11 protein-coding genes are annotated in these 14,374 nt (G+C 52.2%); 6 read left to right on the forward strand and 5 right to left on the reverse strand.

All coding sequences use genetic code 11. The annotated features are described in order from the left end of the window. Positions 1 to 9: 9 nt before the first annotated feature. The 3 genes from ACXAD4_RS16655 to ACXAD4_RS16665 all read right to left on the reverse strand — a co-directional run bounded on the left by ACXAD4_RS16655 (position 10) and on the right by ACXAD4_RS16665 (position 2,735). Positions 10 to 624 (reverse strand): TIGR04211 family SH3 domain-containing protein, encoded by a 615-nt coding sequence (locus ACXAD4_RS16655; RefSeq protein ID WP_475242885.1) that lies wholly within the window; start codon positions 622 to 624, stop codon positions 10 to 12. A 129-nt stretch (positions 625 to 753) separates the two neighbouring features. Beyond that, entirely contained in the window at positions 754 to 2,022 is a 1,269-nt protein-coding gene (locus ACXAD4_RS16660) for an inorganic phosphate transporter (RefSeq protein ID WP_107299584.1), read from the reverse strand. A gap of 32 nt (positions 2,023 to 2,054) precedes the next feature. After that, the gene (locus tag ACXAD4_RS16665) at positions 2,055 to 2,735 is read right to left on the reverse strand and encodes a TIGR00153 family protein (RefSeq protein ID WP_039456252.1); all 681 of its coding nucleotides are present in this window, start codon (positions 2,733 to 2,735) and stop codon (positions 2,055 to 2,057) included. Positions 2,736 to 2,919: 184 nt separating this feature from the next. On the opposite strand from ACXAD4_RS16665, the gene ACXAD4_RS16670 reads away from it, so the two are divergent. Next, positions 2,920 to 4,437, forward strand: coding sequence for a CYTH and CHAD domain-containing protein (locus tag ACXAD4_RS16670; protein WP_475242887.1), 1,518 nt, complete (start codon positions 2,920 to 2,922; stop codon positions 4,435 to 4,437). Positions 4,438 to 4,497: 60 nt separating this feature from the next. Here the strand turns inward: ACXAD4_RS16670 and ACXAD4_RS16675 are convergent, their stop codons facing one another. Beyond that, positions 4,498 to 5,271, reverse strand: coding sequence for a potassium channel family protein (locus ACXAD4_RS16675; RefSeq protein WP_475242889.1), 774 nt, complete (start codon positions 5,269 to 5,271; stop codon positions 4,498 to 4,500). 171 nt (positions 5,272 to 5,442) lie between these two features. Between ACXAD4_RS16675 and ACXAD4_RS16680 the strand changes: the two genes are divergently transcribed. The 3 genes from ACXAD4_RS16680 to hldE all read left to right on the forward strand — a co-directional run bounded on the left by ACXAD4_RS16680 (position 5,443) and on the right by hldE (position 11,602). Beyond that, a complete protein-coding gene (locus ACXAD4_RS16680; RefSeq protein ID WP_475242890.1) occupies positions 5,443 to 7,044 on the forward strand; it encodes a methyl-accepting chemotaxis protein in 1,602 nt (533 codons plus the stop codon). A gap of 140 nt (positions 7,045 to 7,184) precedes the next feature. Further along, positions 7,185 to 10,040 (forward strand): bifunctional [glutamate--ammonia ligase]-adenylyl-L-tyrosine phosphorylase/[glutamate--ammonia-ligase] adenylyltransferase, encoded by a 2,856-nt coding sequence (gene glnE / locus ACXAD4_RS16685; protein WP_475242891.1) that lies wholly within the window; start codon positions 7,185 to 7,187, stop codon positions 10,038 to 10,040. A 131-nt stretch (positions 10,041 to 10,171) separates the two neighbouring features. Continuing rightward, on the forward strand, positions 10,172 to 11,602 hold the full coding sequence (gene hldE / locus ACXAD4_RS16690; protein ID WP_317523832.1) for a bifunctional D-glycero-beta-D-manno-heptose-7-phosphate kinase/D-glycero-beta-D-manno-heptose 1-phosphate adenylyltransferase HldE: 1,431 nt from the start codon (positions 10,172 to 10,174) through the stop codon (positions 11,600 to 11,602). Positions 11,603 to 11,691: 89 nt separating this feature from the next. On the opposite strand, the gene tolC is transcribed toward hldE, so the two are convergent. Beyond that, entirely contained in the window at positions 11,692 to 12,975 is a 1,284-nt protein-coding gene (tolC, locus tag ACXAD4_RS16695) for an outer membrane channel protein TolC (protein WP_475242893.1), read from the reverse strand. Between the two features lie 279 nt (positions 12,976 to 13,254). On the opposite strand from tolC, the gene nudF reads away from it, so the two are divergent. Together nudF and ACXAD4_RS16705 are read left to right on the forward strand one after the other, a co-directional pair. Further along, positions 13,255 to 13,890: an ADP-ribose diphosphatase gene (gene nudF, locus ACXAD4_RS16700; protein WP_475242895.1), complete on the forward strand. Its 636-nt coding sequence runs from the start codon at positions 13,255 to 13,257 to the stop codon at positions 13,888 to 13,890. A 26-nt stretch (positions 13,891 to 13,916) separates the two neighbouring features. Beyond that, complete coding sequence (locus tag ACXAD4_RS16705) at positions 13,917 to 14,345, forward strand: DUF1249 family protein (protein ID WP_317523829.1); 429 nt, start codon at positions 13,917 to 13,919, stop codon at positions 14,343 to 14,345. The last annotated feature ends 29 nt before the right edge of the window (positions 14,346 to 14,374 follow it).

Below are 14,374 nucleotides of genomic sequence, written 5' to 3' on the forward strand. Positions count from 1 at the left end.
TTTGGGAGATTATGCCCAGCCGTTGTTGCGCTTGCGGCGACGCGGGATAAGGTGAGGCAGGATCAGGCCGAATAGCAGACCACCGCCGGCAACCATACCGCCGTAGGTGAACCAGCGCATCAGCAGGTCATCTTTCTGAGTGTCCAGGCGGGCACGTAGCTCGCGGATCTCAGCCTGCGAGGTCATTAGCTGCTCGTTAAGCTGGCCGTTCTGGGTTTCCAGATCAGAAATTTGTTCGTTGCGAAGCTTCAGTGAGTTTTGCAGGCTAGCCGTTTTCTCATCGCCAGATTCCAGCGCTTCCTCTAGCTGTGCTTTCACTTCAGTCAGCTCTTTTTCCAGCGCAGGGAAACGCACTTTAAGGCCAACTTGAGGCGAAACGAAGTCAGAGTTAACCCAGCCGGTGCGGCCGCGGTTATCACGGATTTTGCTAAAGCCAGTCTCGCGGTTAGTTTCCAATAGATCGACTTTGGTACCGGCATTCACACTACCCATGATACGGTATTGCGTACTTGGGCCGTTGTGCATGTAGGTAAATAGGTTGTCGGAGATATACCGAGTTTGGGCCTGCGCAGGCATGGTCACCATGGCACAAGCGAGTAATAGTAAGCTGATTAGCTGCTTCACAATTTGATTCCTTGGGGGAGAGCCTGTTTTTTCTCTAAGAGAGGAAGTCTAAGAATTTTGTGCGTTGGGTGCAAGAAAAGAGGGAGGCATAGCCTCCCTCTTTTGATCTTGAGCCCGCTTTGACGGTGTTTAACTAAACACAGCTTGCATTACGTAGTAGAAAATGACTGCAAGCAAGGCGCCAGCTGGCAGGGTAACAACCCAAGAGGCAACGATATTACGGACCACACCCAGGTTCAGTGCTGCGATACCACGGGCAAAGGCAACACCAATGACACCACCGACTAATGTTTGGGTGGTTGAAATAGGAAGACCCGTACCCGATGCAAGCACAACGGTAGATGCAGTCGCTAGCTGGGCAGCAAAGCCACGGCTTGGCGTTAGTTCGGTAATACCGGTACCAACGGTGGCCATAACCTTGTGACCCATTGTTGCTAGGCCGATAACGATACCGAAACCACCTAACGGCAAGATCCACCAAGCGATTTGACTCTTGGCGGTGATTTCACCCATGTTCTGAACGGTAGTGACAACGGCAGAAAGAGGACCGATAGCATTGGCTACATCGTTAGAGCCGTGGGCAAAGGCCATCGCACAAGCTGTAACCACCATCAGCAGGCTGAAAATACGCTCAACACCGGCATATCCATTGCTATCAACGGTCGAACCGTCGTCTGTGTATTTACGGTTAATATAAATGTAACCAAACACCATTACAATGAGGGACACAGCTACAGATGCCAGCCATGCTTCACCGCTCGAGAGGTGAAGGCCTACGTGTTTCAGACCTTTTTTGATCGTAACTAGAGCGATTACGATCGTGGTCATGAACATGTAGACAGGCACGAAGCGCTTAGCATTGATTACTGGGTTATCAGTATCGAAGATCAGGCGCTGGGCGCTGATGAAAATAGCATAAGCAAACAGCCCCGAGATCAACGGTGTGATAAGCCAACTGCCGACGATGCCCTGAACAGAGCTCCAGTCAACAGCGTCAGTACCTACTGAAACACAGGCAAAACCGATGATGGCACCAATAATGGAGTGAGTAGTAGATACCGGCCAGCCCATGTAGGACGCAACCAGTAGCCAGGTACCAGCAGCCAATAGGGCTGACATCATGCCGTACACCAATACTTCCGGATTGGCAGCATATAGCGAGGTGTCGATAACCCCTTTGCGGATGGTATCTGTAACTTCACCACCTGCTAGGTAAGCACCTGCAAACTCGAAGATCATCGCAATGATGATTGCTTGTTTAACGGTCAGAGCTTTAGAACCGACCGAGGTACCCATGGCGTTGGCAACGTCGTTCGCACCAATACCAATAGCCATCAATAGACCAAAAAAAGCCGCCACCAAAATAAGAATGGTGCCGTAGTTAGCCAGGATTTCCATTGTAAAACCTTGTTTTTGTTACACTCTTTCGCTTATGAGCGCGATAGCATGATTTCAAGACGAGAGCCGACACGTTGTGCCTGGTCAGCGATAGCACCAACCCACTCGAGAATCTTGTAAAGGAACATGATATCCACCGGACTGAGTTGGTCTTCGATGGACATGAGCTGTTGGCGAAGCTTGATCTGCATGCTGTCGGTATCGTCTTCGATAACGTCAAGCTGGTTGATCATCTCAGCCACGAGCGTCACTTCTCTGCCTTTAAAGCCTGTTTCAAGAAGCTCGTCCAGTTCGTTGATGACACGGTTTGCCTGGTTGGCGGCATCAAGGCAACGTTGAACGTAGGCGATAAAGTCAGGATACATTTCGGAAGGAATTTGAAGCTGGCGACCCAAGACGCGGCCCGCAATGTCTTTCGACAAGTTGGCAAGCTTATCTTGCTGGGTCAGTAGACCAAGCATGTCAGTACGATCGACTGGCATGAAAAGGCCACGAGGAAGCTTCAGACGGATTTCTCGCTTAAGCACATCCGCATCTTTTTCAAGCTGGGAAATTTGCTCGCGCAGGACAGCCGCCTGATCCCAATCACCCGCCTTACAGGCTTCGAAGAAAGGGACTAGCAATTCGCAACACTCATTTACACGGGTAACGTGACGTTGCAATGGTTTGATCGGGGACTTAGCAAATAGCCCCATAATAGTATTTACTGGCATAGCCGAATAACCTAGAAAGTGCCTTAAATGGCTAATTCTTGAGCGATGGTCATTAAGGCGCGCATGGTAACGCATAAGTAAGTATAGGGGAACTAATTTCGATCAAGGTTTTGTTTATATTTCAGACTTGCCCCGGAGTGCAATTGCCAATATCCTTGGTTTGCCACTGTTTATAGGTAGAACTATGGAAACTGAGATAGAACTGAAGTTTTTCGTCTCACCAGAATTTTCGAGCCAGTTACTGAAAAAAATCGCTGAAGCGAAAGTTCTGCAGCAAAGTCGTCGCGAGTTAGGCAATGTCTACTTCGACACCCCAGACCAAATTCTTCGCCAGCACGATATCGGTCTTCGGATCCGTCGTTTTGATGATGTATTTGTCCAAACATTGAAGACCGCCGGTCGTGTGGTCGCCGGACTGCACCAGCGTCCGGAATACAATGCCGAAACCAACAGCACCGAGCCTGCTCTCGCCCTGCATCCTGCAGATGCTTGGCCGGAAGGTTTTGATGTTGATCGAACCCAGCAGCAGCTTGCCCCGCTTTTCTCTACTGATTTCGTCCGTCAGCAATGGTTGGTCGCGATGCCCGATGGCAGCCAGGTCGAACTGGCCTTTGACCAAGGGGAAGTAAGTGCTAACGGTGAAACGACACCGATTTGCGAAGTCGAGCTGGAGCTGAAGTCAGGCCAAACGGATGCCTTGTTTACTCTGGCCCGTGAATTGTGCGCCGACGGTGGCATGCGCCTGGGTAACCTGAGCAAAGCTGCCCGGGGTTACCGTTTGGCGGCAGGCTATCAGGGTGATGAAGTGACTCAGCTTGTAGCGGTCAAACTTGACGGCAGTGAGTCGGTCGAAACCGTGTTTGTCAAAACCCTTGAACATGCTCTGGGCCATTGGCATTACCATGAACAAATCTTTGCTGAACGCCAAGAGCCGAAGGCTCTGGTCCAAATTCAGCAGGCGCTTGGCTTGATCCGCCAAACCCTGGTCACCTTCGGTGGCATGATCCCGCGTCGGGCCAGTGCCCTATTACGCCAGGAACTGCAGTGGCTAGAAGGCGAGCTGGATTGGCTGGCTGATGCCGCAGGCTTGGAGTATTTGCTGGCCGAAAAAGGCCATGCGCTGAAAAAGCTCAATGCGCGCAAACAACTGGTGAAGCAACTTGAAGTTGTTCAATCGGAACTGCCAGACGACAATGAAATGTTACTTCTGCTCAGCTCGTCACGTTACTGTGGTTTGCTGCTCAACTTGAGTCGCTGGATCCTGAGCCGAGGCTGGCAGCCGTTTCTCGATGACAAGTCCCGGGCACGTTTGGCCGAGCCGGTCAAAGGTTTTGCCGATAATATGCTGGGACGTTCGTGGCAGGAATTGCTTGATGTCTTTCCGGCCGAGCGCCAGCTCAATCGTGTCGATTATCTCGACCAGCAACCGCGTTTGCTTCGCAACCTGATGAGCGGTTTGAGCTTTGCTTCTTTATATGAAGAAGAAAAGCGCATGGCATTTCGCATGCCATGGCTGGACTTGCTGCAGGGAATTGATGATCTTCGCCACCTTGAGCCTATCCGCCAATTGTTGGATGAACAGGAAGACGACGAGGATCGCAGCCAGATTGAAAAATGGCTCCAGCGTAAGGAAGAGTCGTTGATCCATGCGATGGATCAGACCCGCCAAATGGGTATCGAGCTTCTCCCATACTGGCCATAAAGTAATGGCAAGGACTTGAAAACACCCGGCTTAGGCCGGGTGTTTTGTCATATACCTAAGTTACGTTTTTTCTGACTTTTGCTCTTCCAGTTTTCTTTCAATAGTTTCAAGGCGATCCATTAAACGTTGCTGATTGGCCAGCATAGTCTGCCACTCGCGTTCATGGCGGGCATCGTCCTGCTCTTTCTTCTGTTCGGGATCGGAGATGATGGAGCTCACCAGGCCGGCCACCATACCGAACAAACCCACCCCACAAACAATAATGACCGCAGCGAGTATTTTACCCATCACGGTCACTGGATAATGGTCACCATAGCCGACGGTCGAAATCGTCACGAATACCCACCACAGGGCATCACTGGCATCTTTTATGTTGGACTCGGGGACGTTGCCTTCGAGGATCAACATTAGGGCCGAGCCGACGGAGACCAACACGGTTAATAGCAGGAAGATACTGGCAACGGTTGCTTCACGACGGTTGCTTCGGATTTGGTTGAGAACCTGATGGCTGGAGCGGATCAGGCGGATCACCCGGAAGATTTGCAGCAGGCGGGCAAATCGTATTTGTTCGATGATCGGGATACTGGCGATGAAGTCGAGCCAGTGGGTCTTGAGATAGGTGATCTTCTCCTTGCTTCGGAAAAAGTCCGCAAGCAGCTGGCACCAGAAGACCAGACAGATAAAGGTATCGATGCCGAGCAGCAACAAATAGCCGTTACTTTGCTTGGGCAGGAAGATCATCGTGGTCACTATGGTCAGTGATACAAACGACAATACCAATGACATCAGGCTCATTGGATTGAGCTCATATTTGACGGGGTCGATCTTTTTCATCATTAAATTTTTGTACTGCGCAGCCGATAGATAGAATGAGAAGTATTGTTTCGGTGCGAAAAATAAATAGATTTCTAGGCACCGACTTCCCTACACCCTATGCAAAGCTGAGGACCTTTACGTGACCAACTGACTCTGCATGGGCGTAATAAGAATATATGGAGATACCACATGACCAAAATGGTTTTCAAGCCTTGGGAGAAAGGGCTGACAAATATCCGGTTGATCCCCAAGCTGTTATTGCTGATGGTGTTCAGCACCATCTTGCTGGTTGGCAAGCAGCTGTGGGATGCCAGCACCTTCTATCAATCGGTAGTGGATATCCAACAAGACAGGGCGCAGGAGCAAGCGCAGGCAACCGCAGCGGTTATTCAGGCGCTGCCATCGACGAGCCAGCAGGACGTTGTGCTAGTTGAACAGGTGGTTGCTGCACAGGCGGCAGCCATGAACAGCGGCGCCTATGTCTATTTGGTCGAGCGCGGCAGCAACAAAGTTATCGGTCACCCGAGTGCCAGCGCTTTGTCTGGGCTGCAGGGAGAGATTGATAGCCAAGGCAGCCTTAACCGTGCCTTGCAGCAACTGTCCGGACAGGCCAGTCTGATCTTTTCTGATCAATCGCGCTTTGAGTATGCGGTTGAACTCCCTCGATTGAACTGGGTGGTTGTTGCATCGCAACCAGCCTCGGAAGCCGACGCCTATTACCAGCAGTACCTTGTGCAGGTGGCCTGGCAAACGGCCTTGATGATTATTGCCTTTGTGGTGATTTTGCTAGGTGGCTCCCATGTCATGCTGCGCCAGACCCGATACCTGGCAGAGAGTATTAAACGATTGGCTGCCCGGGATCTGACCCAGCCTATCGTGATGGAGTGCCGTGACGAATACGGTGATCTGGCTAAAGAACTTGAGAAGACCCGTCTTCAGCTACGCGAGGTGATCAGCAACCAGCGTGATGCTGCCGGCGAGTTATCTGGTTTGGCTGAAGTCATGTCGATCAGCATGGTTGAAACCAAGGAGTCGGCGCAGGAAGAGTTCAATGAGATTGACCAGCTGGCGTCGGCAATGAGCGAAATGACCTCGACAGTGCAGACCGTTGCCGAGCATGCCCGCGAAGCATCGAGCGCGACGGAAGGGACATCGGGTCAGGCGGTTCAGGGCCAGCAGTTCGTGTCCCAGACTATCGGCACCATCAACCAGTTGTCGCAGGATATCAGCCAGTCAGCCAATGCGGTTAATCAGGTGGAAGAGCGTGTTGAGCAGATCGGCACTGTGATTGTTACTATCCAGAGTATTTCCGAGCAAACTAACTTGCTGGCGCTTAATGCGGCTATTGAAGCGGCCCGTGCCGGTGATGCTGGACGTGGCTTTGCCGTGGTGGCAGACGAGGTACGTAACTTAGCCCAACGCACCCAGACTGCAACAGTTGAGATCCAGGAAATGATCTCCCAGCTGCAAACCAGTGCCCAGCAGGCGGTGGGCCTGATGGAGCAGAGTGTGGTCGAAGCTGCAGAAGGGGTAGATCTGGTGACCAGTGCCGGTGGTGAGCTGGATAAAATTGTGGAGCAGGTCAGTTTGATCAATGACATGAACTTCCAGATCGCATCGGCAGCCGAGCAGCAGAGCACCGTTGCTGACGAGATGAACCAGAACCTGACCAATGTTCGCGAGCTGGTGGAAGCATCGGTCGTGGTAGTGACTGAATTGTCGGAAACATCGGATGCGATGCAAAATCATGCCACTGAATTGGAAAAGAAAATCCAAGCCTTCCACGTATAATTAAATACACTTTTATCATCAAATCAACGCCCGCCTCGTGCGGGCGTTGTGCTATCGTAAGGACAATCAATACCCAGCCGGCCAGTATGGTTTTGGTCAACGTGGGTAGGTAAGACAACGGCATTTGAAAAGGAACCCCTATGACTGTGCAGGATCGCTTCCAAACCGCAATGGACAAGGCGTGGGATAAAGTTAGCTGTGCCCAACCGGATGCAATAGCCAACTGGCCACAGGAGAAGCTTGATGAGCTCAAGCAGGCACTGGCCTACAGTGATTTTATTACCGCCTCGGTAGTGCGTGATGCTGCTTTGTTGCCATGGTTAGCCCAGCATTTGGATGACTCAACAAGAGCGGAAGACTATCGCTCTGACTTGGCTGGCGATCTGGCTAAAGTGAATGATGAAGCCGGAATGATGCGGGTGCTGCGTCAGTTCCGCCGCCGCGAAATGGTGTGGATAGCCTGGCGTGATTTTATCGGTCATAACTCTTTGGATTTAAGTCTCGGTCATCTTTCTATGTTGGCGGAGGCGATGATCATGGAAGCCTACAACTGGCTCTATGCGCAATGTTGCGCTGAGTGGGGCACGCCGATGAACAGCGGTGGTGAAGCCCAGCCGATGTTGATCCTCGGGATGGGCAAGCTCGGTGGCGGCGAACTCAATTTCTCGTCCGATATCGATTTGATCTTTACCTACCCCGAAAACGGCGAAACCCAAGGCGGACGCCGTAGCCTGGCCAATGCCCAGTTCTTTACCCGCTTGGGGCAGCGTCTGATCAAGGCGCTCGATCAGCAGACCTTCGATGGCTTCTGCTACCGGGTCGATATGCGCCTGCGGCCATTTGGTGATAGTGGCCCATTGGTGATGAGCTATGCCGCGCTGGAAGATTACTACCAGGAGCAGGGGCGTGACTGGGAGCGCTATGCCATGATCAAAGCACGGGTGATGGGAAAAGAAAGCTTCTCCCAGTACCAAGAATTACGCCAGATGCTGCGGCCTTTTGTGTTCCGCCGTTATATCGATTTCAGTGCCATCCAGTCATTGCGGCGGATGAAGGCGATGATCAGCAGCGAAGTGCGTCGCCGTGGCCTCACCAACAACATCAAACTCGGGCCGGGCGGGATCCGCGAAGTGGAGTTTATCGCCCAGTCATTCCAGTTGATCCGTGGCGGGCGCACGCCTGAGTTGCGGGGACGTGGCTTGCGCGAGACCCTTCAGGCGATAAGAGCACAAGGCTTGTTGCCTTCTTTGCAAGTTGATGATCTCGAGCAGGGCTATGCGTTCTTGCGCAAGTTGGAAAATCTGCTGCAGGCAATCGATGACAAGCAGACCCAAACCTTGCCGGATAAACCACTTGATCAGTGTCGCTTGGCATTGGCGATGGGCTTTGCGGATTGGGAAGGGCTAGAGCTGGCTGTTGGCCGCCATATGGCGGCAATCCATGCGGTGTTTGATGACATCATTGGCAGCGATGAGGAAGAGTCGCAAAGTGAAGCCACGGCTCAGTTCCATGAAATGTGGGCCATGATCAAAGATCCTGAAGTGGTGACCGCGATCCTTGCTGAGCTCAATGCCCCGGAGGCAGAGAGCCAACTTTCAGTTCTGGCCAATATGAAGGCCGAGCTATCGAAGCGCACGCTTGGCCCCCGCGGCCGGGAAGTTCTCGCCAAGCTGATGCCCGCGGTACTGATGCTGATTGTAACCCGTGACGATGCCCCAGCAGTGCTGGAGCGGGTCAGTAAACTCATTGTCCGGATCGCAACCCGAACCACTTACCTCGAGCTGCTCAGCGAGCATCCGGCGGCACTCGAGCAACTGGTGCGCCTGTGTGCGGCCAGCCCGATGGTTGCTACCCAGCTGGCTCAATATCCGATTTTGCTCGATGAGCTGCTTGATCCCCAGCATCTCTACAACCCGACGCCGCTTGAGCACTACGGTGACGAGTTGCGCGAATTCCTTGCCCGGATCCCGGAAGAGGACATGGAACAGCAGATGGAGGCGATCCGCCAGTTCAAACAGACTCAGCTGCTGCGTATCGCTGCGGCAGATATCGCTGGCGCACTGCCTTTGATGAAGGTCAGCGATCATCTGACCTACCTGTCAGAAGCCATTGTTGCTGCCGTGGTTAACCAGGCTTGGCTGCAGATGGTGGAAAAATTCGGTGAGCCGAGGCATTTGCTCGAGCGCAGCGGGCGAGGCTTTGCGGTATTGGGCTACGGCAAGGTCGGTGGCTGGGAGCTCGGTTACGGATCCGATTTGGACTTAGTGTTCCTTCATGACTGTCCGGATAACGTATATACCAATGGCCGCAAGGAAATAGACGGCAGGCAGTTCTATCTGCGCCTCGCCCAGCGTATTGTCCATTTGTTCTCTACCCGCACCGCTTCTGGGGTGCTATACGAAGTGGACGTGCGCTTGCGCCCATCCGGTGCTTCGGGGCTGCTGGTCAGTACCATGGAAGCGTTTGCCGATTACCAACAAAAAGAAGCTTGGACCTGGGAGCATCAAGCCTTGGTCAGGGCGAGAATGATTTATGGCGATACCCCGTTGCAGCAGGCGTTTGCCGATGTGAGAAAATCCATTCTGATGTCCAGCAGAGAAGCCGAGCCGCTGCGTAAGGAAGTGGTCGATATGCGCCACAAGATGCGCGATCACCTTGGTAGCAAGAAAGCCGGGATGTTCGGCCTCAAGCAGGACAAGGGCGGGATCACCGACATTGAGTTTCTGGCCCAGTACTTGGTCTTGCAGCATGCCGCCGAAGAGAAAGCGCTGACTCGCTGGTCGGACAATGTCCGCTTGTTCGATACCATGGCCGATTACGATATTTTGGCGCCGGAGCAAGCAATGAAGCTCAAGCAGGCCTATTGTGCGATGCGGGATGAAATCCATCGCCTGAGTTTGCTGGGGCTACCTGCCTATGTCGAAGAAGGACGTTTTGCTGATGAGCGCCAATGTGTACAGGCGATCTGGCAGTCATTGCTGGAGCCTGAGGCTTAATATTGGACTATGAAGGCGAGGACGGTTTCTCGCCCTTTGTAGTTGAATCACCGTTGAAATCCCCCGAGCAGATGCATGCTAATTTGGCTTTGTGTTAATATTTGGGGGTTATCACAATCCCGGAGAAAAAAATGAAACTGACTCTTCCTGATTATGATCAAGCAGGCGTGCTGGTCGTGGGTGATGTCATGCTGGATCGCTACTGGTATGGGCCGACAGGTCGTATTTCCCCTGAAGCCCCCGTTCCTGTAGTAAAAGTCGATCAGGTAGAGGAGCGTCCGGGTGGAGCGGCCAACGTGGCCATGAATATCGCCGCACTGGGCGGTCATGCCCGTTTGGTTGGACTGACCGGTATTGATGAGCCGGCCCGTGCGCTGTCGGAAAAGCTTTCGTCGTTGGATGTTCGCTGTGATTTTGTGACCCTGCCGGACTATCCAACTATTACCAAGCTACGAGTGATGAGCCGCGGTCAGCAGATGATCCGTTTGGACTTTGAAGAAGGTTTCCATAATGTGCCGGCGGATGTGATTTTGCCTCGTATGGAGCAGGCGCTGGCATCAAGCAAGGTGGTTGTGTTGTCGGATTATGCCAAGGGGGCCCTTGAGCATGTCCAGGCAATGATCCAGTTGGCTCGTAAATCTGGTATTGCAGTGATGGTTGACCCGAAAGGGGCGGATTTCGAACGCTACCGCGGTGCAACCCTGCTGACGCCGAACTTGTCAGAGTTCGAAGCGGTGGCGGGCAAAGCCCAGTCTGAAGAAGACTTGGTGGCAAAAGGCTTGGCATTGATTGAGCGTTTTGAGCTGGAAGCACTGCTGGTGACACGCAGTGAGCACGGTATGACCTTGCTGCAAAAAGGCCAAGAGCCGCTGCACATGCCGACTCAGGCCAAAGAGGTCTACGATGTGACCGGTGCTGGTGATACGGTGATTTCTGTACTGGCGGCTTCTCTGGCTGCAGGTAAATCACTGTCTGACTCTTGTAAGCTGGCCAATGCGGCAGCGGGTGTCGTAGTGGGCAAACTGGGTACATCGACCTTGTCGACCATTGAACTGACCGAAGCTATTCACGGCAGCCAGGACAGCGGTTTTGGCGTGATCAGTGAAGCCCAGCTGAAACAAGCGGTTAAAGCGGCACGAGCCCGGGGCGAGAAAGTGGTGATGACCAATGGGTGCTTCGATATCTTGCATGCCGGTCATGTGGCTTACCTCAATGAAGCAGCCAAACTTGGCGATCGCCTGATTGTCGCGGTGAACTCTGACAGCTCGGTTCAGACACTCAAAGGTCCAGGCCGTCCGGTTAACCCTGAAGATCGCCGTATGGCGGTATTGGCAGGGCTAGGTGCGGTTGACTGGGTGGTGCCGTTCAGTGAAGAAACCCCACAACGCTTGATCAGTGAGATATTGCCGACGCTATTGGTCAAAGGTGGTGATTACAAGCCGGAAGAAATTGCCGGTGGCCAGGAAGTGATTGCCGCTGGTGGTGAGGTTCGGGTGCTGAACTTCGAGGACGGTTGCTCGACCACAGAGATCATCGAAGCAATTAAAGGGGGGCGGGGCTAATAGGCCTTTCCTCTTGCCACAGACATTAAAAAAGCGCCGTCATTGCTGATGGCGCTTTTTTTATGCGGTTAGCTTAAGCTGGGCTACGATTACTTCGTTTTTACCAGACCGGCGTTAACGTCCAAGATATCTTGTTCGTTCAGTGAGCCAACGGCTTGTTTTAGCTGAAGCTGGCTGATGATGTAGTCGTAGCGGGCATTGGCCAGCTGACGGTTGGCATCATATAGGCGACGGGTCGCATCCAGTACGTCAACAATGGTACGGGTACCAACATCGAAACCGGCTTCGGTCGCTTCAAGTGCAGACTGGGCAGAAACCACAGACTGCTGGTAAGCACGCAGGGCACCGATAGAAGCGTTGATGTTGTTGTAGAAGGCGCGAACGTCACGGACAACGCTGCGGTAAGAGCCTTCCAGATCTTCGCTTGCTGCCACATAGCCGTACTGGGCTTGTTTCACTTCCGAGGTCACACGACCACCAGTGTAAACAGGTAGCGCAAGGTTAATACCAGCGGTTAGCGTGCCATCGTCAGAGTTTGACGGCTCATCGTAGTTATAGCCGGCGTTGAACGACAGGGTTGGCAGGTGGCCAGACTCTGCAAGTGCGATTTGGTCGCGGGCGATATCTTGTGAGATACGGGAAGTCAGTAGGCTGAGGTTTTCTGTTTCAGCATCTGTAATCAGGCTCTCGACACGGGACTTAGGCGCGCTGGCACTGAAGCGGCGGGTATCAAGAATACTCAAGTCAGTATGCTCTTGGCCGGTGATTTCACGTAGGCCTTCGTAGCTGTTAGTCAGTGAGTTTTCTGCCAGGATTTCATCAGCCAGTACGGTGTCGTACTGAGCCTGGGCATCATGAACGTCAGTGATCGCTGACAGGCCCACTTCGAATCGTTGCTTGGTTTGCTCTAGCTGGCGGCCAACGGCGGCTTTTTCGGCACGGACGAATTCTAGGTCGTCCATTGCGCGAAGCACGGCAAAGTAGGCGTCAGCAACACGCAGGATCAGGCCTTGTTGAGTGGTGGCATAGAATGCATCACTCTGGCGCGCTACCTTTTCGCTGATATCTAGGTTTACCCAGCTGGTACGGTTGTAGATAGACTGGCTAAGTCCAAGGCCAACATTGAAACCATCATCAAGGTTAGAGTCCATGTGGTAGGTGTTGTAGCCAGCAGTCAAGTCAATCTGTGGTAGCAATGCGCTTCGGGTTGAATTGATCGTTTCGAACGCAGTGTCTTTATCGGCAGCCGCACGCAGCAACTGAGGGTCATTTTGTTTTGCTTGTTGGTAGATTTCGGCGAGATCATCAGCCAGTGCAGTATGGCTAAGACCGCCAAGCGCAAAGCTAACAAAAAGCGGAAGCAATTTTTTCATGTATGCCTTTCCTGGTCCTGACAAAAATAAGAGCAAGGCTCCAGTTTAACCTATGTTTCCTTGCCTGAAACTGATCATTGAACAATTTACTTTATTTTACGATATTTTACTGGATTAAATGTGATTTTAAGCTTTTCGTGGCGAAAAGCGACTTAAAAAAAATCACAATAATTGTCATAAATGTTGAATTAAATCATTGCCGATCCTTGGCGGGAATGGAATGATATATGCCTTCGTCGGCCGGAGGCCGTGTGAGTAAGGGCAAAAGGAATAAAAACCATGGCAAAAACAGGCGCTAAGCAAGTCGGACCTGGGCAGTTTTCCCAAGATGACATTGAAGTCATCTCACAGGAGCCTTTGTACCAAGGTTTTTTTCGTATGGTGAAGTATCGCTTTCGCCATCGCCTGTTTGCAGGGGGCTGGAGTCAGCCATTGGACCGCGAAATGTTTGAGCGCGGCCATGCTGCAGCTATGTTGCCATATGATCCCGTCACCGATCAGGTGGTGTTGGTTGAGCAATTCCGGGTCGGGGCGATGGCAGCTGATTGTTCGCCATGGCAACTGGAGATTGTGGCCGGCATTATCGAGCCTGGTGAACAGGTAGATGATGTTGTCCGCCGAGAGTCAGTGGAAGAGGCGGGGGTTGAAGTCGGCCTGCTCCATAAAATTACCCGCTACCTGTCCAGCTCGGGCGGCTGTTCGGAAACATTGGATATTTTTGTCGGTGAGGTGGATAGCACCACGGCAGAAGGTATCCATGGCCTGGAAGAGGAAGGCGAAGATATCAAAGTGCATGTGGTTTCTCGGGAAGAGGCTTACCAGTGGGTAGAATCTGGTAAAATTGAAAATGCAGCCTCGATCATTGCCCTGCAATGGTTGCAATTGAACTACACTCGGTTGCAGGCTGCCCGTTAGACAACCACACTCACTGAGGATACCGATTGAATAGAAGATACACTGTTGATTTTGCTGGTATCATGCGACTTTACGAAACTAACTATGCGAAGTTGCTCCCATTGCTGCCAAAAAGCGATCAGGTAGGGGACCAATGCATTTATTGTGTTTCGGAACAGGAATATCATCTGACCATTACTGAGTCGACCCGTTATACCACGGTGGTTGAAATACATCTCCAGGCAGAAGAATCGCTGCCGGATTACCTGATCCCGAAAATGACGATCAGGTTGTACCACGACGCCAGGGTCGCAGAAGTGTGTTCCGCTCAGCAGACTTCGCGTCTGAAGCCAAGGTATGATTACCCCAATATGCGGATGCATCAGAAAGATGAGAAGCATCAAGTTAACCGTTTTCTGGGAGACTGGTTGGCGTATTGCCTAAAAAACGGGATCAGCAGACAGTCGGTTTGTTAACAGAATCAGATAGACAAGGTTTTTGACGT

Source organism: Photobacterium sp. AWH4_225, from assembly GCF_056158405.1.

Bases quoted from the DNA above. Each gene is read 5' to 3' on its own strand.
- ACXAD4_RS16660 (WP_107299584.1), bottom strand. From the start codon at position 2,022: ATGGAAATCCTGGCTAACTACGGCACCATTCTTATTTTGGTGGCGGCT.
- ACXAD4_RS16665 (WP_039456252.1), bottom strand. From the start codon at position 2,735: ATGCCAGTAAATACTATTATGGGGCTATTTGCTAAGTCCCCGATCAAA.
- ACXAD4_RS16670 (WP_475242887.1), top strand. From the start codon at position 2,920: ATGGAAACTGAGATAGAACTGAAGTTTTTCGTCTCACCAGAATTTTCG.
- ACXAD4_RS16675 (WP_475242889.1), bottom strand. From the start codon at position 5,271: ATGAAAAAGATCGACCCCGTCAAATATGAGCTCAATCCAATGAGCCTG.
- ACXAD4_RS16680 (WP_475242890.1), top strand. From the start codon at position 5,443: ATGACCAAAATGGTTTTCAAGCCTTGGGAGAAAGGGCTGACAAATATC.
- glnE (WP_475242891.1), top strand. From the start codon at position 7,185: ATGACTGTGCAGGATCGCTTCCAAACCGCAATGGACAAGGCGTGGGAT.
- hldE (WP_317523832.1), top strand. From the start codon at position 10,172: ATGAAACTGACTCTTCCTGATTATGATCAAGCAGGCGTGCTGGTCGTG.
- tolC (WP_475242893.1), bottom strand. From the start codon at position 12,975: ATGAAAAAATTGCTTCCGCTTTTTGTTAGCTTTGCGCTTGGCGGTCTT.
- nudF (WP_475242895.1), top strand. From the start codon at position 13,255: ATGGCAAAAACAGGCGCTAAGCAAGTCGGACCTGGGCAGTTTTCCCAA.